This is a genomic window from Acinetobacter sp. T63 (assembly GCF_053852345.1).
In genome coordinates, this window is sequence record NZ_CM132659.1 from 2505987 (window position 1) to 2529834 (window position 23848).

The 23848-nt window shown below is 43.3% G+C and carries 20 protein-coding genes, 1 pseudogene and 1 other annotated feature; of the genes and pseudogenes, 10 read left to right on the top strand and 11 right to left on the bottom strand.

Going from position 1 to position 23848, the window contains the following annotated elements:
- Positions 1-323: 323 nt before the first annotated feature.
- Together ACVLR6_RS12020 and ACVLR6_RS12025 are read right to left on the bottom strand one after the other, a co-directional pair.
- Positions 324-1520, bottom strand: a complete 1197-nt coding sequence (locus ACVLR6_RS12020; RefSeq protein WP_168399032.1) for an acyl-CoA dehydrogenase — start codon at positions 1518-1520, stop codon at positions 324-326.
- A 24-nt stretch (positions 1521-1544) separates the two neighbouring features.
- A complete protein-coding gene (locus tag ACVLR6_RS12025) occupies positions 1545-2699 on the bottom strand; it encodes an acyl-CoA dehydrogenase family protein (protein ID WP_455995305.1) in 1155 nt (384 codons plus the stop codon).
- A gap of 252 nt (positions 2700-2951) precedes the next feature.
- On the opposite strand from ACVLR6_RS12025, the gene ACVLR6_RS12030 reads away from it, so the two are divergent.
- The 4 genes from ACVLR6_RS12030 (at position 2952) to ACVLR6_RS12045 (ending at position 7532) form a co-directional block, all read left to right on the top strand.
- Positions 2952-3731: an enoyl-CoA hydratase gene (locus ACVLR6_RS12030; protein ID WP_411687901.1), complete on the top strand. Its 780-nt coding sequence runs from the start codon at positions 2952-2954 to the stop codon at positions 3729-3731.
- Between the two features lie 42 nt (positions 3732-3773).
- On the top strand, positions 3774-5294 hold the full coding sequence (locus ACVLR6_RS12035) for a 3-hydroxyacyl-CoA dehydrogenase (protein WP_455995307.1): 1521 nt from the start codon (positions 3774-3776) through the stop codon (positions 5292-5294).
- A gap of 33 nt (positions 5295-5327) precedes the next feature.
- Positions 5328-6536, top strand: coding sequence for a 3-oxoadipyl-CoA thiolase (locus ACVLR6_RS12040; protein WP_168399028.1), 1209 nt, complete (start codon positions 5328-5330; stop codon positions 6534-6536).
- A gap of 141 nt (positions 6537-6677) precedes the next feature.
- Positions 6678-7532 carry an IclR family transcriptional regulator gene (locus ACVLR6_RS12045; protein ID WP_411689176.1) on the top strand — a complete coding sequence of 285 codons (855 nt, stop codon included), beginning with the start codon at positions 6678-6680 and terminating at the stop codon, positions 7530-7532.
- A 173-nt stretch (positions 7533-7705) separates the two neighbouring features.
- Here the strand turns inward: ACVLR6_RS12045 and ACVLR6_RS12050 are convergent, their stop codons facing one another.
- The 3 genes from ACVLR6_RS12050 to ACVLR6_RS12060 are packed head-to-tail and all read right to left on the bottom strand — an operon-like array spanning position 7706 to position 10767.
- A complete protein-coding gene (locus tag ACVLR6_RS12050; protein ID WP_411687905.1) occupies positions 7706-8638 on the bottom strand; it encodes an FAD-binding protein in 933 nt (310 codons plus the stop codon).
- Between the two features lie 19 nt (positions 8639-8657).
- Positions 8658-9410 (bottom strand): electron transfer flavoprotein subunit beta/FixA family protein, encoded by a 753-nt coding sequence (locus ACVLR6_RS12055; RefSeq protein WP_455995309.1) that lies wholly within the window; start codon positions 9408-9410, stop codon positions 8658-8660.
- Position 9411: 1 nt separating this feature from the next.
- Positions 9412-10767 (bottom strand): MFS transporter, encoded by a 1356-nt coding sequence (locus ACVLR6_RS12060; RefSeq protein WP_286422853.1) that lies wholly within the window; start codon positions 10765-10767, stop codon positions 9412-9414.
- 296 nt (positions 10768-11063) lie between these two features.
- On the opposite strand from ACVLR6_RS12060, the gene ACVLR6_RS12065 reads away from it, so the two are divergent.
- The 4 genes and pseudogenes from ACVLR6_RS12065 to ACVLR6_RS12080 all read left to right on the top strand — a co-directional run bounded on the left by ACVLR6_RS12065 (position 11064) and on the right by ACVLR6_RS12080 (position 14717).
- Positions 11064-11831, top strand: a complete 768-nt coding sequence (locus ACVLR6_RS12065) for an enoyl-CoA hydratase/isomerase family protein (RefSeq protein ID WP_455995311.1) — start codon at positions 11064-11066, stop codon at positions 11829-11831.
- Between the two features lie 64 nt (positions 11832-11895).
- Entirely contained in the window at positions 11896-12393 is a 498-nt protein-coding gene (locus ACVLR6_RS12070; protein ID WP_455995313.1) for a MarR family winged helix-turn-helix transcriptional regulator, read from the top strand.
- Positions 12394-12488: 95 nt separating this feature from the next.
- Entirely contained in the window at positions 12489-13187 is a 699-nt protein-coding gene (locus ACVLR6_RS12075; RefSeq protein ID WP_455995315.1) for a nitroreductase, read from the top strand.
- Between the two features lie 284 nt (positions 13188-13471).
- Positions 13472-14717: pseudogene (locus ACVLR6_RS12080) on the top strand (IS3 family transposase).
- Positions 13747-13863: a sequence feature (AL1L pseudoknot), on the top strand. It overlaps the preceding pseudogene by 117 nt.
- A gap of 75 nt (positions 14718-14792) precedes the next feature.
- On the opposite strand, the gene ACVLR6_RS12085 reads toward ACVLR6_RS12080, so the two are convergent.
- Positions 14793-15941, bottom strand: coding sequence for a tyrosine-type recombinase/integrase (locus ACVLR6_RS12085; RefSeq protein ID WP_286422850.1), 1149 nt, complete (start codon positions 15939-15941; stop codon positions 14793-14795).
- Positions 15942-16075: 134 nt separating this feature from the next.
- On the opposite strand from ACVLR6_RS12085, the gene dusA reads away from it, so the two are divergent.
- Positions 16076-17098 carry a tRNA dihydrouridine(20/20a) synthase DusA gene (gene dusA / locus ACVLR6_RS12090; protein ID WP_455995317.1) on the top strand — a complete coding sequence of 341 codons (1023 nt, stop codon included), beginning with the start codon at positions 16076-16078 and terminating at the stop codon, positions 17096-17098.
- A 100-nt stretch (positions 17099-17198) separates the two neighbouring features.
- Entirely contained in the window at positions 17199-18503 is a 1305-nt protein-coding gene (locus ACVLR6_RS12095; protein WP_455995231.1) for an IS4 family transposase, read from the top strand.
- A 53-nt stretch (positions 18504-18556) separates the two neighbouring features.
- Here the strand turns inward: ACVLR6_RS12095 and ACVLR6_RS12100 are convergent, their stop codons facing one another.
- The 5 genes from ACVLR6_RS12100 to ACVLR6_RS12120 form a co-directional block, all read right to left on the bottom strand.
- A complete protein-coding gene (locus ACVLR6_RS12100; protein ID WP_005180122.1) occupies positions 18557-19330 on the bottom strand; it encodes a tRNA threonylcarbamoyladenosine dehydratase in 774 nt (257 codons plus the stop codon).
- A 107-nt stretch (positions 19331-19437) separates the two neighbouring features.
- Complete coding sequence (locus ACVLR6_RS12105; protein ID WP_455995319.1) at positions 19438-20256, bottom strand: TatD family hydrolase; 819 nt, start codon at positions 20254-20256, stop codon at positions 19438-19440.
- On the bottom strand, positions 20256-21230 hold the full coding sequence (locus ACVLR6_RS12110; protein WP_163170405.1) for an RsiV family protein: 975 nt from the start codon (positions 21228-21230) through the stop codon (positions 20256-20258). Before ACVLR6_RS12110 ends, ACVLR6_RS12105 begins: the two co-directional genes overlap by 1 nt.
- A gap of 56 nt (positions 21231-21286) precedes the next feature.
- Positions 21287-22111, bottom strand: coding sequence for a hypothetical protein (locus ACVLR6_RS12115; protein WP_045795892.1), 825 nt, complete (start codon positions 22109-22111; stop codon positions 21287-21289).
- A gap of 79 nt (positions 22112-22190) precedes the next feature.
- Positions 22191-23780, bottom strand: coding sequence for a peptide chain release factor 3 (locus tag ACVLR6_RS12120; protein WP_455995321.1), 1590 nt, complete (start codon positions 23778-23780; stop codon positions 22191-22193).
- Positions 23781-23848: the final 68 nt, after the last annotated feature.

Consider the following 23848-nt stretch of genomic DNA (forward strand, 5'->3'; position numbering starts at 1 on the left):
TTATTCAAAATACAGGCTTATTATTGAAATAATTTGTTACATATTTTGATGTAATTTAACTTTTAAAGCATAAAGTTAAAAAAATAGCGTCTTTGTTTCTGCATATAAATTTTAAAATGAGACTTAAAGATTAAGATATTTTCGTATTGTGGAATTTAATATTTTTATCATAAAAAGGCTTTATTCTGATCTATGGGCATAAAAAAGGCATTACAACGAAGGTAATGCCTTTTAAAATACAGATTTTTTAAAATAACGTTCAACTGCCCATTGTTTCTTTTAACGATGGATTGCTGTGTTCTTTTAAAAGTAATCGTTACGGATCAATTGCAAAATGCTGCAATACCTGTTTGCGCACGACCCAGAATCAATGCATGCACATCATGTGTACCTTCATAGGTATTCACGACTTCCAGGTTGACCAGATGACGGGCTACACCAAACTCATCAGAAATCCCGTTACCACCCATCATGTCACGTGCCAAACGTGCAATATCCAGTGCCTTACCGCAGTTATTACGCTTAATTAAAGACGTACCTTCAACTGATGCAATGCCTTCATCTTTCATACGACCAAAACGTAAAGCCACCTGTAAGCCAAGAGCGATTTCAGTTTGCATATCGGCCAGTTTTTTTTGAATTAACTGATTCGCAGCTAAGGGACGACCAAATTGCTTTCGATCCATAGTGTATTGATGTGCCGTATGCCAACAGAATTCTGCAGCACCCATCGCCCCCCAAGCAATACCGTAACGGGCACTGTTTAGACAGGTAAATGGACCACGCAATCCACGTATTTCAGGGAAAGCATTTTCTTCAGGAACAAAAACGTTATCCATCACGATTTCACCAGTGATCGAGGCACGCAAGCCCACTTTACCGTGAATTGCTGGAGCAGAAAGCCCTTCCCAACCTTTTTCCAAAATAAAGCCACGAATGTCACCGACATTGCCTTCAGCAGAGACTTCTTTGGCCCAGACCACAAATACATCAGCAATCGGACTGTTAGTAATCCACATTTTTGCGCCAGTTAAGCGGTAACCACCATCGACTTTTTTAGCACGGGTAATCATGCTGCCTGGATCAGAACCATGATCTGGCTCCGTCAGGCCGAAACAACCAATGTATTCACCGGTGGCTAATTTTGGTAAATACTTCTGTTTTTGCTCTTCAGAACCAAATTCATTAATCGGCACCATCACCAGTGAACTTTGTACACTGGCCATTGAACGATAACCTGAATCGACACGTTCAACTTCACGAGCAATCAGACCATAACTGACATAGTTCAAACCTGCACCGCCGTACTGTTCAGGTATGGTCGGGCCAAGCAAACCAAGCTCACCCATCTCACGGAAAATGGCAGGATCAGTCTGCTCATGACGGAACTGTTCCAGTACTCGTGGCATCAGCTTGTCCTGACAGTATGCCGCCGCTGCATCACGGATCATGCGCTCTTCTGAGGTCAATTGCTGTTCGATTAAAAACGGGTCTTGCCAGTTAAACTTTGTATTTTTCATTTTGTTTTTCCTCAATTTATCATGTTATGCAGTCGCTGCTTTGATCATGTCACGTGCAATAATAATCTGCTGAATCTGGGTGGTACCTTCGTATAAACGGAACAAACGTACATCGCGGTAAAAGCGTTCGATTGAATACTCACTGATATAACCTGCACCACCATGAATCTGTAAGCAGCGGTCTGCAACACGGCCACACATTTCTGTTGCAAACATTTTCGAGCACGATGCTTCCGTACTGATGTTTTCACCTAAATCACGGCGGCGCGCAGCATCTAATACCATGCATTTGGCTGCATAAATTTCAGTTTTAGAGTCAGCCAACATACCTTGAATGAGCTGGAAATTTGCAATCGGCTGGCCGAATTGCTTACGTTCAATGGCATAATTCAAAGCATCATCAAGCATTCGCTCCGCCATACCAGCGCTATAGGCAGCAATATGCAAACGTCCTTTATCAAGGACTTTCATCGCCGTTTTAAAGCCCACGCCTTCAACGCCACCAATCAGCTGATCCTTATGCACGCGGCAATTATCAAAAATTACATCACAGGTATAAGAGCCTTTTTGACCCATCTTTTTATCAATTTTACCCAATGACAAACCTGCAGTACCAGCTTCTACCAAAAAGGCTGAAATGCCCGCTGCGCCTTTGATTTCAGGATTGGTGCGAGCCATTACAGTAAATGTCTGTGCACGCGGAGCATTGGTGATAAAACGTTTTGTTCCATTTAATACATAATAGTCGCCGTCTTTCACAGCTGACGTTTTTAATGCTGCGGCATCTGAACCTGAATCTGGTTCCGTTAAGCAGAATGAACCGATAATTTCACCGCTTGCATAGCGCGGCAGATATTTCCGTTTCTGTTCTTCCGTACCGTCGATCAAAATACCACTTGAACCGATACCGTTATTTGTTCCGATTAAAGAGCGAAATGCAGCAGAAGTATGACCAAGCTCAAAAGCGACACGAACTTCTTCTTCCATGGTAATACCAAGCCCACCAAACTCTTCTGGAATCGTTAAACCAAAAAGCCCCATTTCACGCATTTGCAGCACAATATGTTCAGGGATCGCATCTGTTTCATCAACTTCATGCTCCAGCGGTCTTAGTACATTTTGCACAAAATCACGAAGCGTCGATAGCAACTGTTCTAACATCTGTTCGTCACGAATCATTTTTTCTCCTAGTCCATTTTTAGGATGAGACTTCCTTTAATTATCAAAACAGGTATTAAATTTCGTTATGCGAAATACATTATCAATATTACCCTGTTCTGACAATTAAATTTGTGTATATTTATAAAAATAATTACAAAAATTCGATTTTTTTAAGATAATTTATTTTTTACTACCATTTTGATTGAACAACGAACAAATTTGACTTAAATTGTTTTGTAAATTTAATTTTGCTATACGGAATTTATAAAAGTGAATCAAAATAAAGTTGTTCAGATTGATTATGCACTTCCTGCAGTAGCGACAATAAAAATTAACCGCCCTGAAGCAAGAAATGCACTGAATACACAAGTGCGTAAAATGCTTGCCGAGGCTGTTGCCGAGCAGGTTGAAAATGACGATATCCGCGTGATTATTTTAACGGGCGGCGATGATGTTTTTGCTGCTGGTGCCGACTTAACCGAACTTGCTGAAGCCAGTTCAATGGACGTGTATTTACGCCGGAATGAACGCTACTGGCAAACCATTGCCAATTGCCCAAAACCGATTATTGCCGCAGTCAACGGTTTTGCTTTGGGCGGTGGTTGTGAACTGGCAATGCATGCCGACATTATTATTGCAGGTCAAAGTGCACAATTTGGTCAGCCGGAAATCAAAGTCGGCATTATGCCCGGTGCGGGCGGCACACAGCGCCTAGTCCGTGCAGTCGGCAAATTTCAAGCCATGCGCATGATTATGACGGGTTGCTTGGTATCTGCAGATGAAGCCTTCGCCATGGGACTGGTTTCTCAAGTCACAGCGGATACCGAGACCTTAAATACAGCTTATAAAATGGCGCAGCAAATTGCCAAGCTTCCTGCAATTGCCCTGGAGCAAATTAAAGAAACGGTTTTACTCAGTGAAGATGTGCCTTTGCATGCTGGGCTGACCCTTGAACGTAAAGCGTTTCAATTGCTGTTTAGTACTGAAGATCAAAAAGAAGGCATGGCAGCCTTTTTAGAAAAACGTAAACCGTACTATCAAGGTAAATAACAAACATCAGCGCAACATTGATTAAACGCGATTGAGGTCAACATGGAAGCACGAATCAACAACATTGGCGTAATTGGCGCAGGAATCATGGGAATTGGCATTGTTCAAATTGCCATTCAAGCCAATCATCCGGTTTACTTATATGATGCACAGCCCAATGCGGCGAAAAATGCTTATGAAAAATTAACCGCGACCTTCAGCCGACTGGTCGAAAAAAATAAAATTTCTCAAACTGAACGTGAGCAAGCTTTATCCAACTTACATATTGTTGCAAATATTCAAGATCTGCATTCGTGTGATTTGATTATTGAAGCAATTATTGAAAAATTAGACATCAAGCAAACGCTGATGAAACAGCTTGAGAGCATTGTTGGTCCGCAATGTATATTGGCGTCAAATACTTCCTCCCTGTCCATTACTGAAATCGCCGCAGAATGCCAGCATCCAGAACGAGTCGTTGGCTATCACTTCTTCAACCCTGTACCTTTAATGAAAGTGGTTGAAATCATTCAAGGCTTACATACCGATACACAGATTATTGAACAGCTCTCAGAACTTTCCCGCAATATGGGTCATCACCCTGTACGTACTAAAGATACTCCAGGCTTTATTATTAATCATGCGGGCCGTGCTTATACTACTGAAGCGCTTAAGATTTTAAGTGAAAATATCGCTTCAATTGCTGAAATTGACCTTATTTTGAAAAAATCACTGGGTTTTAAAATGGGGCCATTTGAGCTGCTTGATCTCACTGGCTTAGACGTTTCTCACCCTGTAATGCTATCGATTTACAACCAGTATTATCAAGAGCCGCGTTACCGCCCAAATGTATTAACACAGCAAATGCTGATCGGAAAAAAATTAGGGCGTAAAACAAACGAAGGATTTTATAAATATATTGATCAAGTCAAACAAGAACTTCCTGTTATTCAAAAATACGCAGCAAATCGTCATGGCCTAAAAACGGTTTGGCTCAGCACTGAATTTAACGATGATTTTGAAAAGCTGTCTGCATATTTAGCGCAACAAAATATTCAGATTAATCCAAATATCCAACCCGATGCCGAGGATTTAATTTTAATCGCCAATTATGGTGACGATGCAACACACAGTGCGCTGCGTTTAGGGGTCAATCCTGAACAGGTGGTTTGCATTGATATGCTGGGCAATTTTGAACAATGCCGTACTTTAATGCCTAGCCTCATCACAAAACCGCAAATGATTGAGGCTGCGCTGGATCTATTTAGCCAGCCAGACTGCGAAACCCTTGTGATTGATGAAAGCCTTGGTTTTGTCTCGCAGCGTGTGCTTGCCATGGTGGTCAATTTGGCATGCGATATGGCACAGCAGCAAATCGCCACGGTTGAAGATATTAATGCTGCGGTGAAGCTTGGACTGGGTTATCCATTTGGCCCGATTGAATGGGGTGATGTGATTGGCAAAGAAAAAATATTACGGATTCTGGAACGCATCTCCAGCATTAGCCACGACCCGCGCTATCGCCCGAGCCCATGGTTACAGCGCCGCTGCAAACTAAATGTATCACTGATGCATCAACAATAAATTTTTAAATTAAAACTTCAAGGAAAGAATAGGATGAACGCTTATATTTACGATGGTTTACGCACCCCAATTGGCCGCCATGCAGGCAGTCTTGCCAGCATCCGTCCTGACAATCTGGCTGCTTTGGTGATTAAATCCTTAGTGCAAAAAACAGGCATAGATGCTGCAGATATCGAAGAAGTGATTTTAGGCAACACCAACCAAGCCGGTGAAGATTGCAGAAATGTAGCGCGTCATGCTTTATTGCTGGCGGAGCTGCCGGTCAGTGTTGCAGCGCAAACGGTCAATCGCTTGTGCGCCAGCGGTTTAGCCGCAGTGGTTGATGCAGCCCGTGCCATACACTGCGGCGAAGGCAGTCTTTATATTGCCGGCGGTGTCGAAAGCATGTCCCGTGCGCCTTTCGTATTGGCCAAAGCTGAATCGGCCTATAGCCGTGAGGCGAAAATTTTTGATACCACCATAGGCGCGCGTTTTCCGAATCCGATCTTAACCAAACTATATGGCAATGACTCCATGCCGGAAACAGGTGACAATGTTGCAGAAGCGTATAGCATCAGCCGTGAAGAGTCCGATCGCTTTGCAGCAGCGTCACAGGCCAAATATGAACAAGCCAAACAGGACGGCTTTTTTAAAGATGAAATTTTAGCGATTGAAGTTCCGCAAGGCCGTAAAGCGCCGCCGAAAATTGTCAATGAAGATGAACATCCGCGTCCTGCATCCAACTTTGAAGCTTTGCAAAAATTAAAGCCTTTATTTGAAGGTGGTGTCGTGACTGCTGGAAATGCCTCCGGAGTGAATGACGGTGCGGCAGCCCTGCTGATTGGTAATGAAAGTGTCGAAGAAAAATACGGTATTCGCCCTCTGGCTAAAATTTTAGCCTCTGCATCGTCAGGGATCGAGCCGCGCATCATGGGTGCAGGTCCTATTCAAGCCATCAATAAAGCTTTAAAACGTGCCAATCTCAGCTTAGATGACATGGATATTATTGAAATTAATGAGGCCTTTGCTCCGCAAGTTCTGTCATGTCTGAAAGGTTTAAATGTCGAGTTTGATGATCCGCGGGTCAACCCGAATGGTGGCGCTATTGCGATTGGTCATCCATTGGGCTGCTCGGGTGCGCGTCTTGCCCTAACCGCAGCGCGTGAATTAAAACGCCGCAACAAAAAATATGCTGTGATCAGCTTATGTATTGGCGTTGGACAAGGTTTGGCTATGGTGATTGAAAATACCCAGCTGAATTAAATGCATTTTTAAAATAGACATTGGGCTAAATAACAGAATTCGCTATACAGCTATCTTCAAGTCAAATCTTGAAAAAGTTTTGTATAGCGAAATTTATTGTTATTATACGTAATATATTATTTGACTAATGAATGCAACACTATGAATCATCAAGATGAGATTGCTCCTGAGCAATTAGAAAAAAAAATCAATTTAGATGAAATTCGCCTTGATCCAATTTCACATATCCATCGTGAAAATAATCCCCAATTTATTGCCTCTCTTGCACGCGGCTTAGAAATTCTGCGCTGTTTTACCGCAACCACTCAAATTCTCGGTAATCAAGAACTCTCACAATTAACCGGCTTACCCAAGCCTACGATTGCACGGATTACCAACACACTGGTTTCCCTTGGTTATTTAAAACAATTACCCAATTCAACCAAATACACATTAGATACTGGTGTTTTGGCACTCGGGTATGCTTCCCTTTCAAATATTTCTGCGCGCATCCATGCCCGTCCCTATATGGAAGAAATGGCAAAATATGCGCAAGCGCCGGTAGCGATGGCAACGCGTGACCGTTTAAACATGCTGTATTTAGAGGTGGTACAGGCTGAGTCAAATTTAACCATGCGCCGCCCGATTGGTTCGACCATTCCTTTACACAATACAGCAATGGGTCGCGCCTGTTTGGCTGCGCTGCCTGAAAACGAACGCAGTTTCATTATGGAAGCCTTATCAAAACGCCATCCAGATGAATGGCCAATGATGAAACGTGGTCTAGAACGTGCATTTCACGACTATCAAAACTATGGTTATTGCCTTTCCTTGAGTGAATGGCATAAAGAAGTCAATTCTGTTGCTGTACCTATGGTACATCCAATTCATGGTTTACTGGTCTTTAACTGCGGCGCACCAAGCTATTTGGTTAATCAAGAAAAGCTTGAAAATGAAATTGGGCCACGTCTAATTTACATGGTTCAAAATATTGAAGATGCGTTAAATGCGCTTTAAAAAGGCTTTTTTTAATCTAGCGATGTCATTCTGTAAGTGAGATCACTCGAGACTAAGATTTGACTCACCTCAGTCTATATACATTTATTTAGCTCAATTGAATTAATAGTAACCCATTAAAAAGCCAGCCTGTTTATACAGACTGGCTTTTTAATTTAAGTCATCAAATATCTTTAAATATGAGACACCAATTCCGGAACTACAGTATTCAAGTCACCCACTAACCAGTAGTCAGCTACTGCGTTAATTGGCGCTTCTTCATCTTTGTTGATCGCAACGATCACTTTAGACTCTTTCATACCTGCCAAATGCTGGATCGCACCAGAAATACCAACAGCGATGTATAGCTCAGGCGCAACGATTTTACCAGTTTGACCGACTTGCATGTCGTTAGGAACGAAGCCGGCATCAACTGCAGCACGTGAAGCACCTTGTGCTGCGCCCAATTTGTCCGCTAATGGATCCAGGATTTTGTGATAGTTTTCACCTGAACCCACACCACGACCACCAGAAACCACGATGCGTGCAGCGGTTAATTCTGGACGTTCAGATTTCACAATTTCTTCTGAAATGAATTTAGAAAGACCCGCATCGCCAGTAGACGCAGCAGCTTCAACGCTAGCCGCACCACCATCGCTTGCTACAGCATCAAATGCTGTACCACGAACAGTTGCAACAACAACAGACTCACCAGACTCTACGGTTGCAATTGCGTTACCTGCATAGATTGGACGTTTGAAAGTTTTAGGACCTTCAACAGCGATAATGTCAGTGATCATACTAACATCAAGAAGTGCTGCAGCACGTGGAAGTACGTTTTTGCCCGTCGTTGTAGACGCCGCAAGAATGTGTGAATAACCTGTACCAATTGAAGCAACAAGCTTCGCTACATTTTCAGCCAATTGGTTTGCATATGCAGCATTGTCAGCAAGTAATACTTTGCTTACTCCTGCAACTTTAGCCGCTTGGTCAGCAACTGCCTGAGCGCCAGAACCAGCAACCAATACAGTGATATCACCACCGATTTTTTGTGCTGCAGCTACAACATTTAGTGTTGCACCGTTAAGTGCTTTATTGTCGTGCTCAGCGATAACTAAAATACTCATGATTTTTTATCCTTCTGCATTAGATCACTTTCGCTTCATTTTTAAGTTTTTCAACAAGTTCATCTACAGATTTCACTTGTACACCAGCTTTACGTTCTGCTGGTGGCTCAACTTTAACTGTTTTAAGTTTAGTTGAAGCAGAAACGCCATAATCAGCAGGAGATTTAGTGTCCAGCGGTTTTTTACGCGCTTTCATAATGTTTGGAAGAGCAGCATAACGTGGCTCATTCAAACGTAAATCTGTTGTGATAATTGCAGGAGTGTTCAATTCAACAGTTTGTAAACCGCCGTCTACTTCACGTGTTACTTGTACTTTATCGCCTTCAACTTTCACTTCAGAAGCGAATGTACCTTGACCTGCACCCATTAGAGCGCCAAGCATCTGACCAACCTGATTCGAGTCATCATCAATTGCTTGCTTACCCAGAAGGATCAATTGTGGTTGTTCAGCGTCAACAACGCCTTTCAGAATTTTAGCGATTTCCAGCGCACCCAGTTGGCTGTCATCAGCTTCAACCAGAATACCGCGGTCAGCACCAAGCGCCATTGCAGAACGGATCTGTTCTTGGGCTTCTTTAGGACCAATAGAAACAACAATGATTTCTGAAACAGTTCCTTTTTCTTTTAAACGAACCGCTTCTTCCACTGCGATTTCACAGAATGGATTAATTGACATTTTAACGTTAGTTAAGTCAACACCACTGTTGTCCGGTTTAACACGAACTTTAACGTTGGCATCAACCACACGTTTTACAGCAACCACTGCTTTCATTTTACGCTTCCTCAGCTTTTAAATTAAAATTGGTTTTACTCTGTACTTGCGCCATATCTGCACGTCTATGATTAATTAAAGATAAAGCAACAGCGCCAATTAAACCTGCTAAAGCAATCACAAAAAAGTTTTGCTGAATTGGTAAATTTAAAGTCACAATAAAACCAATTAATAGCGGTGCGCCAATTGCTCCTAAACGCCCAACACCTGATGCCATACCAATTCCTGTTGAACGGATCACGCTTGGATAAAATTGACCGCAGTATGAATATGCAACGATTTGCGCACCTGTTGAACAAGCGCCTACAACAGCAATAATGAAATACAGCATGGTAATCGGCATAGGTAAGGTCATTAAATACAGAAAGACACTGCCCAAAGCATACATAATGACAAGCACCCATTTAATGTGAAAGCGATCTGCTAACCAGCCACCACCGACTGCACCAACAATTGCGCCAATATTCAGAGCGATTACAAAAGTAAGTGCTGAACCTAATGAATAGCCAGACATTGCCATTAACTTTGTGAGCCAAGTGCTTAACGCATAAACCATAAACAGGCAGGTAAAAAATGCCACCCAAAACATCAGAGTACTGAAAGCACGTCCGTCACTAAATAACAGCCCCACCGTTGGTTTTAAATTACTATTTGATGAACCATTGACAAAAACCGCATCCGCAGGGAATTGTGCTTGCGGTGCAATTTGCTCTGCAATCTTACGCAGTTCGGCCTGTTTATTGTGCTTCACCAAATAAACTACAGATTCCGGCATAGATTTTAAGATAAAAGGCAGCAAAACGACTGGTAGACCTGCCGCATAGAACACCACCTGCCAGCCATATTGCACAATAAACTGCTTGCCTAAAACCGCCGCTAAAATTCCGCCTACGGCATAACCCGAAAACATCAATGAGGTCATGACATTACGCACTTTTTTCGGTGAATATTCCGTCATTTGCGCAACCACATTCGGCATTACGCCACCAATGCCTAATCCCGCAATAAAACGCACAATACTGAATGTCACGGGATCATTGGTTAAACCTGCAATCGCAGTAAAAGCACTGAATAAAAATACACAAATGGCAATGGTGAGGCGGCGGCCAATTTTATCGGCAAGACCACCAAAAAAAATAGCGCCAACCATCATTCCAAATAGCGCTGAACTCGCCATAAATCCAGCCGTTGAAGCACTTACATTCATTTGTTCCATAATCGAAGGTAAAGCTGCACCTGCAACAGAAATATCATATCCATCGATAATAATAATCAGCATACACCACATTAAAACTTTGGCATGAAAACCGTTGAATTTAGCTTCACTCGCTAAACTCTGCATATCGACTTGACTCATCAATCAACTCCTTGATTGTTATTGTTGTTTTAGTTCATTACTGTTTTTAGCACTCTGTCAGCCATACACATCCAATTGCATTCTGGATATTTCTGACAGAAATCAAAACCCGAACTTGTTGAATAAACAGCCAACTTAGATTAGTGAATGATTTTTTTTATGTCAATGCTATTACATATATATAAATATAAAACCCTTATAAATGGCTTATTTTAAATTTATTTATATTTAGATATTGACATAAAAGCGATTCAGCCTATGCTTTTTATAAATCTGATTTTCCAAGGAAATGGAACATGCCTGCTGAACTTCACTATGAAAACAATATTGCGGTTATTCGATTGCACCGCCCTGAAGCAAGAAATGCATTGAATGCAGATATGATTGAAAAATTACAGGAAATCGTATCCGAAATTTCAGCACTGAATCTGCGTGCAGCCATTTTCACGGGTGAAGGCAAAGCCTTTTGCGCAGGTGCAGACATCACAGAATTACTGAATAAAAGTCCCGCAGAACATCTGCATAAAATACAAACGGGTCAGGCCTTATTCCAGCAAATACACGAATTAAAATTTCCAACACTGGCCAGTATTCATGGCATGGCTTTGGGCGGCGGACTTGAACTGGCTTTGGCCTGTACATTTAGGATTTGCAGCCCTGCTGCCGGTCTTGGGCTTCCTGAAATAAAACTCGGTTTAATTCCTGGCTATGGCGGAACACAGCGCTTACCGCGTTTAATTGGCGTATCAAAAGCGCTTGAAATGGTTGCCAGCGGCAAAATTGTGTCTGCAGAAGAAGCCTATAACATCGGCTTAGTAAATCAGATTGTGGACATGCAAGATCCGATTGAAAGCGGAAAAACGTATTTAGATTCATTGGCAATGCAATTTCCAGCAGCGATTCAGCAAATTATGCAAGCGGTTCAATCCGCATCCGATTTAAATATCCATCAGGGGCTCGAATTGGAAGCTGAACTCTTTGTAGAATGCAGCCAAAGCGCTGATGCTGCTGAAGGCATACAGGCGTTTTTAGAAAAACGGGCAGCGAATTTTGCTCAAAAATAGCTGTACTTATGTTCTGAGCCGATATACTAGCTGCAAATATCAATAGAAAATGTGCTTAATCACCATGTCTGATTCAAAACTTGGAATTTACGATCCATCTTTATATACGATTCATAATCGGCTGTTTTTTCGATTATTTCAGGTAGGTAATAGTCTCGATCGCCAATGTTTAAATGAACTCGGTATTTCACCCGTGCATTGGGCAGTGATGGGTGCACTTTCGCGCCCGCACCTCAATGATGCAGGCATGTCATTTTCTGATTTAACCGAATATTTAGGGATTAGCCGGCAAAGTTTAGACAATGTTTTAAAACGATTAGAGCGTGAAGGCAGTGTACAGCGTGTCATCTCTCATCAAGACAAACGGGCTAAAAATGTAGCGCTCACGCAATCTGGACAACAAAGCTGGCTCGACTTACAGGAACAATTTTTTCAGTTCTACCGTCAAGCAATGTCTGGCTTTTCATTAGATGATTTAGCCAGTTCAATCCACTTACTCAACAAGTTGAATACGGGCCTCAAACAGATCCACCTTACACAACCTGATGCTAACACGAATTAGTACAATTTTTATTTCTAGCAATGCACAAGGTTTTGGACTGATAAAAGTTATAAAGTCGCATAAAATCAAAATATGAAGATTAAAAGGAGTTTCAAATGCAGCAACATACCTTGGTGGATCAAGCCATTACCTCAAGGCATTCTGTACGTGCTTTTAAAAATACCCCACTTGATACACAGACCATCAAAGATATTTTAAATATCGCCTGCCGTGCACCCTCAGGCAACAATATTCAACCTTGGAAAGTGTATGTCGTGACTGGCCAAAAACGCAATGAGCTGATTCAGCAGGTCTGTGCAGCACAAAGCCAGATTTTTGAACAGCCTGAAATTGCGAGCCTTTATCAAGAAACGTTTAAGTATTATCCTGAGCAATGGACGTCGCCATTTATTGAGCGCCGCCGTGAAAACGGATGGGGACTTTACGGTTTGCTAGATATTAAAAAAGGTGAACAGCAGAAAATGCAGCAGCAACATTTACGTAATTATCAGCTATTTGATGCTCCCGTAGGCCTATTTTTTACTTTAAGCACGACTTTAGAAACTGGCTCAAAAATGGACATTGCGATGATGATTCAAAATGTCATGATCGCAGCCAAAGCACGTGGAATTGATAGCTGTCCACAAGCTGCATGGAATCCATTTCATCAAATTGTTGTCAAGGTGCTTGGCATTCCTGAAAATGAAGAACTCGTTTGCGCCGTTGCCCTGGGTTACGCAGACCAAACTCACGTTGTGAATCAATTGCATACACCACGTGTTCCTGCCGAAGAGTTTGCTGTTTTCTATGATTAAAACCAAAAGTTAAAAGGCACATAAGGTGCCTTTTATTTTAGCCTTGCGGGAGGATATTTTTACACTTTAAAGCTTTCAACTCATCTTCAGAAACAAAACGGTTTAAAATTTTATCTTTATCCTCACCCCAATAAAGGAGGTGCTTTAACATATTGGACTGGTATTTCAGACAATTTAATGGGTAAACCAATCGAAAGATAATCGGAACCTAATGGATGCTCCATCCTGACGAACTGAACCGTACCGGGTTTGTCGGAGACCAAACTTTCTGAGAGAATGTCCCGATGAAAAAAGTAAAATATACCCCTGAAATCAGAGATAGAGCGGTTCAATTATTGATTGAATCCGAAAAAGATTATCCATCGAATTGGGCTGCGATCACGGCTATTGCGCCTAAGATTGGTTGTACGCCTGAAACTCTACGTATTTGGTATCAAAAATATTTAGATAAACAAAACCCAATTAAAGTACAGCAACTTTCAGATCAAGAACGTATTAAACAACTCGAACGCGAAAATAAAGAACTGCAACGTGCTAACGAAATTCTACGTAAAGCAGCCGCTTTTTTCGCCCAGGCGGAGCTCGACCGCCCACACAAATAATGATGGATTTTATCCATAACAATAAGGCGTTATATGGTGTTGAGGCGATTTGTAGAATTTTACCGATCGCACCTTCAACCTATTACCGGACTTTAGACCTCGAGGAAAATCCAGAACATCGAGAGCGAAACGAGATCTACATGATGAGCATCATGCTGAGGAGATTAAACGAATTTGGAAGGAAAGTTCAGGTCGGTATGGTGTACGTAAAGTCTGGCAAAAACTGAAACGTGAAGGCTATATTATTGCACGCTGTACTGTTGCTCGATTAATGAAAAAGCTAGGTATACAAGGTGTCTGGCGAGGTAAGAATAAACAAACCACCCGTAGCCGAGATGACCAAAAACGAGCACCTGACTTGGTGAAACGGAATTTTAGAGCTGATCAGCCTAATCACTTGTGGGTTGCTGACTTTACCTATATTCAAACAAATTCAGGCTGGGTCTATACCGCCTTTATTATTGATGTGTTCTCACGAGCAATTGTTGGATGGAAAGTATCTACACGGATGAATACAGATATGATACTCGATGCACTTGAGCAAGCATTGCACGATCGAGGTATGCCAAAGAATGTGATTCATCATTCCGATAGAGGTGTTCAATATCTTTCTATTCGCTATACCAATCGTTTAGAAGCTGCAAATTTACGAGCATCAGTCGGTACAACTGGTGATTCATACGATAATGCTCTGGCTGAAACGGTGAATGGCTTATACAAAACAGAGGTGATTGAATCATTGAACAGCGTTATCCGCCATGCAACCAAGAAAAGAAAAATCTTCCCAACTGATGATTCCGTGAAAAAGGTGGTATATTTAGCAATTATGGCAGCAAGCAAAAAATGGACGATGCCTATTCAGAATTGGAAAGCTGCCATGAATCGCTTTAGTATCATGTTTGAAGAGCGTGTAACCAAGTATTTTTAAAACTGTATTTACACAGAATTATTTACACCCTCGCTGTCTTTGATAAGCAATATTCAGAGGCATCCAAAGATTTTGCTACGTTTCATCGATGAGGCGTAGCACCTCCTCCAACTGTAATATATTTCTTCTCGCTTTCACTGATACATAACGCTGTAAACTCCCCCAAGAATCGTGCAAACTTACTTTCTGAATTTCAGGAATAGTAAAACTCTGTTCAGCTAATCGAGTACAGCCTTCATGTCTCAAGTCATGAAATCGTAAATCTTCAATCCCCAAAATTTTACAAGCTTCTCTAAACTCTTTACCCAAACTTTTGGGATTCAAAGGCAATAACAAATTTTCATTATGTCCAAGCTTCAGCATCCGGTCACGGACTTCTGAATGCTTTAATCTCTTAATTATTTCCTTAGAAGAATCAAGAACATCAAATGATTTGTGATTGCCTTTAGAGCCATTCGGATTCTTTAGATCATGCACTTTCCACGTTGAATGATGTGGGTCATAATCTCGAAGATACAATCGTGTTAATTCAGCTTCACGTCTGCATGAGAAAATTGCAAACCACATAATCAAATGCATTGGGTATTTAGAGCCATAACGATTTAACTTCCATCGTTCTGCAAAATACTTCGTCAATGCAATCAATTCATCTCTTGAAGGCAGTCGGTCTCTTTTTTGACTGGAGGATATTTGACGTGTTTTTCTTAACTGAGCAGTAGCCTTATCAAAGCTATTTAAATCAATGTCCATTTCCCACATCACCGCAGCATGAGCAAGGACTCCTCGGATATGCAATAATTCATGTTGTTGTGTACTGGTAGCTATTGGCTCTAGCCCAAGACTAGGTATACCCGCTTTTCTTAAAGCTACATGCTCAGCCAAATGTACTGATTTTATTTTTGTGATAATATTTCTCGCAATTGGCAGCTTCTTGATTAAGAGAAGAGAATAGCGCTTTGTCCTTCCGTACTCGCTCCCGACTTCACCCAAATATTTATCTATGGCATCTGATAAGGTCAGATCAATCAGCTTTTCTTTGCCAAGCAAAATATCAGGATTTTCTTGAATTTCGACTTCTCTTTTCTTAAGCCAATTTTCAGCCATCTTTTTTGAATGAAATGTTTTGCTCTCAGAAAAAGTAGGAAAGCCCTTTCGATTAACTCGAATTGCAGCACGATAGCTAAGCTCCCCATCTGCACCTTTCCTTGCTGTAATTGACCCCATAATTTACACCATAAACTGTTTTTTTTGATTATGGTGTAAAATTTGGTGTAAATTCAAACGGATTCACCCACCTAAAAATAGGTTTACACAGATTCGCGCAGGTTGCGAAATATAGATTAAAGGTATGATTTTTAATGACTATTACCAAAAACATTGAAAACACTAAATCTCCACGAATCAGTGTCGCACCGATGATGGACTGGACCACCCGGGATTATCGTTTCTTTGCGCGCCTGTTTAATCCAAACGTGATTTTATACACAGAAATGGTCACCACCGGCGCCATTATTCATGGCGATGCCAAACGCCATCTGGAGTTTAATCAGGAAGAACATCCAATTGTGCTGCAACTCGGCGGCTCCAATCCTCAAGATCTGGCCACCTGTAGCAAAATGGCGCAAGACTGGGGCTATGATGAAGTTAACCTGAATGTCGGCTGCCCAAGCGACCGCGTGCAGAACAATAAAATTGGCGCCTGCCTGATGGCCGAGCCTGATCTGGTGGCAGAATGTATCGCAGCAATGCGCCATGCGGTGGATATTCCAGTGACGGTTAAACACCGGATCGGGATTGATGACATGCATTCGTATGAAGAAATGCTGCATTTTGTCGATACCGTTGCCAAAACCGGCTGCAATAATTTTATCGTGCATGCCCGGATTGCACTGTTACAAGGCCTATCACCCAAAGAAAACCGTGAAGTGCCGCCTTTACGCTATGAAGATGTTTACCGTTTAAAGCAGGATCGCCCGGAGCTGATCATTGAAATTAACGGCGGCATTAAAACCCTGGCAGAAACACAGGCACATTTACAGCATGTCGATGGGGTGATGATTGGCCGCGAAGCCTATCACAATCCGTATTTACTGGCCGAACTGGGACATTTCTGGAATCTGCCCCTCCCGGACCGTTTCGAGATTATGCAGCAGATGATGCCATATATCGCACAGCGCGTGGCTGAAGGTGCACCGCTGTCGATTATCACCCGTCATATTCTGGGCCTGTTCCAGAACTTACCGGGCGCACGCAAATGGCGTCAGGCGCTAAGTGGTGGTAATGCCAAAACCTTAAAAGATGTGGAAGTGGCCATTCAGAATATTCAGGCCGCGATGCAGCGTACTGAAAACTATCTGCAGGAACACGCTGTTCAGCCTTAAAAGATCAACAAAAAGCCCTCAATTGAGTAATGCCAGTCAGTTAAGCAAATTTTAGTAAAATGTAGTAAAAATGAGTGTATGTAAATACGCTCATTTTTTTATGTCTTTATCTGAACATTTAGAATCCACTCTTGAACATGCTCTCCCATCACTCAACCATTTTTGTGAACTTATTGATTTAAATTGGATTGAAACAAGCCTGCATCAAACAGGTAAGGCATCGATCAGAAGGAGAAAATTACCTGCTGAGCACGTGGTTTGGCTTGTTCTTGGGCTTGCCTTGTTTCGCAATCAACCCATCAGCTATGTGGTAGAACAATTAAAACTCGTGTTTGGTACAACAGATTATTGTGTTCCTAGTGCAGCTGTCCAAGCTCGACAACGTTTAGGTCGAGAACCCTTAGCTGCCTTATTCTCCTTAATCAGCCAAGCATGGTTTGATGAATCACAACAACAATATTCAACCTTTCAAGGTCTTAGTGTATGTGCTGTTGACGGGGTGGTTTGGTCTATGCCACTGACCAAGGAGAATTTTAATCATTTTGGCTCATCTAAAAGTAAAACTGCTGTAGCACCTTACCCACAAGTTAGAGCCACGTGTCTAGTGAATACCAATACTCATGAAATCATAGATGCCCAAATAGGCAGTATGGATCAAGGTGAACTCACATTAGCAAATCAATTATCTCCTCCAGCACAAAGTATTACTTTGTTTGATCGAGCTTATTTCTCTGCTGATTTTTTAATAGGCTGGCAAACACGTGGAGAATCAAGCCATTGGCTTATGCGAGCTAAAGATAATTTACGTTATGACATAATTAAACGGAATTCCCCACATGATTTTCATATCAGGATGCCAATATCAGCAAGAGCCAAAAAACTTAATCCAGCATTAGGAGATTACTGGGAAGCACGTTTAATTGAAGTTGAGCAGGCAGGAAAAATCAGACGTTACATTACTTCATTATTAGATTCAAAGACATACCCACTTATAGCCTTGGCAAAGTTATATGCTCAGCGTTGGGAAATTGAAATGTGTTACCGAGAAATTAAAAGCAATTTACAGGAAGGTAAGCACTTAAGGAGCAAACAGCCAGACTTAATTTATCAAGAATTATGGGGTGTCTTGATTGCTTATAATGTTCTAAGAAGACAAATGAAATATATGGCTCAACGTGCCAAAGTAAGCCCGTTGAGGATCAGTTTTCATATTGCATCTATTGCCCTTCTTAATTTACTCAGATTCGACTCTTTGGCTTCTGCAGGTAATCTACCCAAACATCTGGAAAGTTTAATGGAGAAATCTAATCGGTATGTTATACCTGAGAGAAGAGTGAGGAGTTATCCAAGGGTTGTAAAAGGAAAACCTCAAAAATACCCAAGAAAAAGCCAGTCAATCTCTTAACTGACTGGCATTACTCAATTGAGGGCTTTTTTTAGAATCAGATCGTAACCGGATTATGCCTGTTTGGCTTTTAGCTGATCGAGTTTTTTCAGAACTTCGGCCACGGCCACCATCGCAAAACTGGAAGTAACCACTACCGCCGAACCATAGCCACCACAGCGCAGCCCGGCACTGGCACAGACATCAGCACTGGAAAACGGATTATCAATTGAATAGATGCAGGTAATCCCGAACTTCTCTTTCGGCTTTTTACAGATGCCTTTGCTACGCAACTGGGCACGCAGTTTGGCCAGCATCGGGTCCTGTTCGGTTTTAGATAAATCAGCCACACGAATTTTCAGCGGATCGAGTTTACCGCCGGCACCGCCGGACACAATCAGCGGCACTTTATTAAAGCGGCAATACAGCATCAGCGCCAGCTTGGCTTTGACATCATCAATACAGTCCAGCACCACATCGGGCGTATGCGCCAGCAGGTCTTTGACATTGTCCGGGGTCAGGTAATCATCAATCAGGTTGATCTTGATGCGTGGATTAATAGCACGGCAACGCTCGGCCATAATTTCAATTTTTTCATGGCCCAAAGTGCTGCTCATGGCCGGTAATTGCCGGTTGATGTTGGAAGCGGCCACCACATCCATATCCACCAGGGTCAGCTCACCAATACCAGTTCGTGCCAAGGCTTCAACCGCCCAGGAACCGACCCCGCCGATACCAATCACCATGACATGACTGTTGGCATAATACTGAAAGCTGTCCTCACCATAAATTTTGGCAACACCGGCAAAACGGCGGTCATATTCATCATCTTGGAGCAGTTCAGTCATTGCACAATCAAATCTTATACAGGAGGGCTTATTTTAACGGTTTTTTCACATGGCGTGTGAGATTGGAGGATTTTTGCACGGCGCAACATCAGCGAGAGATTTAAATTTTAGGCCAGATGTAAAGCCTGTAACGAATTCTGCCAGATCATCTCAGCCAGTGCTGTCTGCTCCATCTGCAGGCTTTGCGCCAGTCCTTCAAGTACATAAGGCAAATTGGCCGGCGTATTGCGGGTGCGCTGCTCGGTCGAGGACTGGCAGCACAGCGGTGTCATATCCGGACAATCGGTTTCAAGCACCAGATGTTCTGGGCCTAATTCCTGCACCACCCGATGCAATTTCTTGGCATTCGGATTGGTAATTTGTCCGGTCACGCCAATTTTAAAACCCAGTTTGATAAAGGCTTTGGCTTCTTCAACACCGCCACTAAAGGCATGGGCAATTCCGCCATAGCTAAAATTCTGCTGTTTTAGCAGCGCCAGCACATCGGCATGGGATTTACGAATATGTAGCAATACCGGACGCTGAAACTGGTGTGCCAGCTCCAGCTGGGCGGTAAAATACTTTTGCTGTTTCTGATACAGCTCGGGCTGTTTATGCTGCTTTAAAAAGGTATCCAGGCCAATTTCACCAACCGCAACACAGTCCTGTTTACGCAATAACTGTTCTACATCCAGCAGATGTTGCGGCTGATGCTGCTCGATATAAAACGGATGTAATCCCGGTGCCAGATGGCTTCGCGGCGCCTGGCTTAAACGGTTCAGCCATTGATGGGTATTCAGTAACTGCTGAAAACGCGACTGCACAAAGCCAATTAAAATCAGCTGTTCGACACCCGCCTGCTTCGCCTGATAGGCCAGTTGCTCCCGATCGGCATCAAAATCCGCCACATCAAAGTGGGTATGGGTATCAAACAGTGCCAGTGTCATTAGATGGTTTTCGCGTCAGCGCTGGACGCAGCTGCTGTAGTGGCTTCGCTGGCTGGCGCTTCAGGTACCGGTAAATATGGTTTTTTCAGCACCTGCTGCAGCTCTGCATAAGGAATCATCAGCCGTGGCAAACCGACCACATACGGACCAATTTCATATTCGGCATATTGCAGAATCAGGCCCTGCTGCCCCAGATAGAAATTATCCGACAGCTTGAATTTCCAGGCCTGCTCGTACTCGGCAACATTATTGGCCAATTTGCTGTCTACCACCCATTGTTTAAAGGCATCATAGGCGGCAGCTTCCAATGCAGCTCGTTGCTGCGGCTGCAAGATGTCAGCCAGTTTGACCTGCTTTTTCTGCTCCAGGTCAAAATTAAAATAGGTTTGTGCGGTAGCGCCATGTGCGCCGCCCAGATAGCTGCTGCTATTTACCACCACGGTGGCCAGCGGCCCTTCCGAGTTTAAAATTTTTGGTTTAATCATCAGGCTAATCTGATGATTGGCACTCAACGCCTTGATTTCCTGATCCAGACTTAAGAAGGCCGCAATAAAGGGCTGCACCTGCTGTTCCAGTTTCTGTTTTGGCGTTGGAATTTGCGTTAGTGCCTGTGCCGAGGAAGCTGGCTCTGCCGCAGAGGCTGGTGCTTCAACATTCAGAGGTTTATCTGCCGGAGCAATTTCTAGGGTCTGGTTCAGTTCTTTAAGAATGTACTGATCAATCTGCTCATCGACAAAAGGCTGGTTACTCTGCAAGCGCTCAACAGAAAGCTCGGGGCAGTTCTTGCCTTCACATTCCGGCAAGTTCAGCTGCAGCTTTTCCGGCTCGCCAATCAGTTTTAGCGCCTGCTGTTCAACTTCTGCAGCCTGCGCCTGCTGTTCCTGTTTCGGTTCATTATTTTTGGGCTGACATGCGGTCAATGCCATGGACACGGCCAAGACACTCATCACCCATGCTGTTTTTTGCTTTAACATTGAATAACCTTTATTGCCTTTTGTGCATCCCAGATTCAAAGCGGATGTTCTGATTATTAAAACATGCGCGAATAAATTTCAGCTTTTACAACTTGTTGAGTTTGTGCTTTCGTTAAGTAAATATCAAGCTGCGTTCCATCTTTCACAATTTCATGAGTGCGATAATGCAGCCCCATGCCTTCATGATCAAAGAACCAGTCGGCCTGTCCCCAATATAAGGTTTTCGGTGCCGTGTTTTGCACCTCTGCACTTTGTTCTTTCAGCCATTGCTGATAGGCCTGCTGCACGATTGCATGCATCGCAGTTTGCTGCTCGGGCTGAATAATATCCAGTGCGGTTAAAGCCTGCTGCTGTTGACGATCAGCCACGAAAAAATAATAACGCTCTTTGACTTTTACTGTTTCCTGATGGCTATCCACCCCAATCTGCAATAACACATACTGGTTGCGCTGATAGGCTAGCCGGGTATACAGCGCCAGTTCATAGGCCGGATTTTTGGCAAACTCGGCCTGCCAGGCATCAGATTTTTTCACATAGGCATTCACCGCCTGCTGCAGGCTCATGTCCTGTTTCAGCCCGATCTGGTCCTGAATCACCTTGGCCTGACTTTTGGCAATCCACTGGTTCAGCCATGGATCCTGTGTCTGAATGGTTTGAATATCCAGATCAATACAGTTTTTCTTTTCACAAAATGGCAAAGCAATCTCTGCCGGCTGCTGCTTAATCTGCAGGAATGGCAGCACCTCAGCCTTTTCCTGCTGGAAGATATTTTTTTCAGGACGTGCATCTTCAGCCGATTCGTTTTTCTGGGAAGATGAGTCGCAGCCACCCAAAGACAGTGCCAGCACGGCACAAGCAATAAAACTGATTTTTGTTTGCATTGTTGATCTCTCTTCCTGAAATTTTCCTCATCCTAGAAAAACAGCTTCACGAAGAAGCTGTTTTAACGGCGATAACCCTTTAGTGTTCGCGGGTGTTACGGAACTCGATGTCCGGATAACGCTCCTGCATCAACTGCAAGTTGACGCGGCTTGGCGCCAGATAGGTCAGATGACCGCCACCATCAACCGATAACTGGTCATGGGCTTTTTTCTTGAACTCGTTGAATTTCTTCTCATCTTCACAAGAGACCCAACGTACCGTGTTAATGCTGACCGGCTCGTAAATACAATCGACCTTGTATTCTTCTTTCAGACGATAGGCTACCACTTCAAACTGCAGCACACCGACCGCACCCACGATCAGGTCATTGCTGTTTTGCGGCATAAATACCTGGGTCGCACCTTCTTCCGACAGCTCTTTTAAGCCTTTTTGCAGCTGCTTCGATTTTAGCGGATCTTTTAAACGTACACGGCGGAACATTTCCGGTGCGAAGTGCGGAATACCGGTAAACTGCAGGTTTTCACCTGAGGTGAAGGTATCACCAATCTGGATGGTACCGTGGTTGTGCAGACCAATAATATCGCCCGGCCATGCTTCTTCCAGATGCTGACGGTCACCGGCCAGGAAGGTTAAAGCATCTGAAATACGCACGTCTTTACCAATACGCACATGCTTCATCTTCAGGCCTTTTTCATATTTGCCTGAGCAGATCCGCATAAAGGCAATCCGGTCACGGTGTTTCGGGTCCATATTGGCTTGGATTTTAAAGACAAAGCCCGTGAAACCTTCTTCAGTCGCTTCGACCACACGGTCCTGAGTCGGATGCGCTTTTGGTGGTGGTGCATAGTCGCTAAAAGCATTCAGGACATGGTCAACCCCGAAGTTACCCAGTGCGGTTCCGAACAGTACCGGGGTTTGACGACCCGCCAGGAACTCTGCACGATCTAACGGTTCATTGGCCATTTGCACCAGTTCTAAAGATTCTTCAAATGCCGCCCAGGCCAGTTCACCGACTTTTTCACGCAGGTCAGCATGGTCATAGCCATCACGCACTTCAATTTCAGGAATAGTCGAACCAAAACCGGCTTTATAGACGTAAAATTTTTCTTCCAGCAGGTTAAACACGCCAGCAAAATCACGCCCGGTACCCAGCGGCCAGGTAATCGGTACACATTTAATTTTCAGGACGTTTTCAATTTCATCCAGCAGCTCTAAAGGCTCACGGATTTCACGGTCCATTTTGTTGACAAAAGAGATAATTGGCGTGTCACGCATACGACACACCTCCATCAGTTTGATGGTCCGGTCTTCGACACCTTTGGCCCCGTCAATCACCATAAGTGCCGAGTCTACTGCGGTTAAGGTCCGGTAGGTATCTTCCGAGAAGTCTTCGTGCCCCGGGGTATCGAGCAGGTTGATCATCTTGTCTTTATACGGGAACTGCATGACCGAGGTGGTAATCGAAATCCCACGCTCTTTTTCCATTTCCATCCAGTCCGAGGTCGCCGCCCGATCCGATTTACGACTTTTCACCATTCCCGCCACCTGAATCGCCTGCCCCCATAACAGCAGTTTTTCTGTCATGGTGGTTTTACCGGCATCGGGGTGGGAAATAATCGCAAAGGTCCTGCGCGCCGCGACTTCTTTCGCGAGTTGATCTTTAAACATAAGGGAAATCTTCAATATATACACAGTTTGCGACACACATTTTCATGTGAATCCAAGCCGTGAAGGGA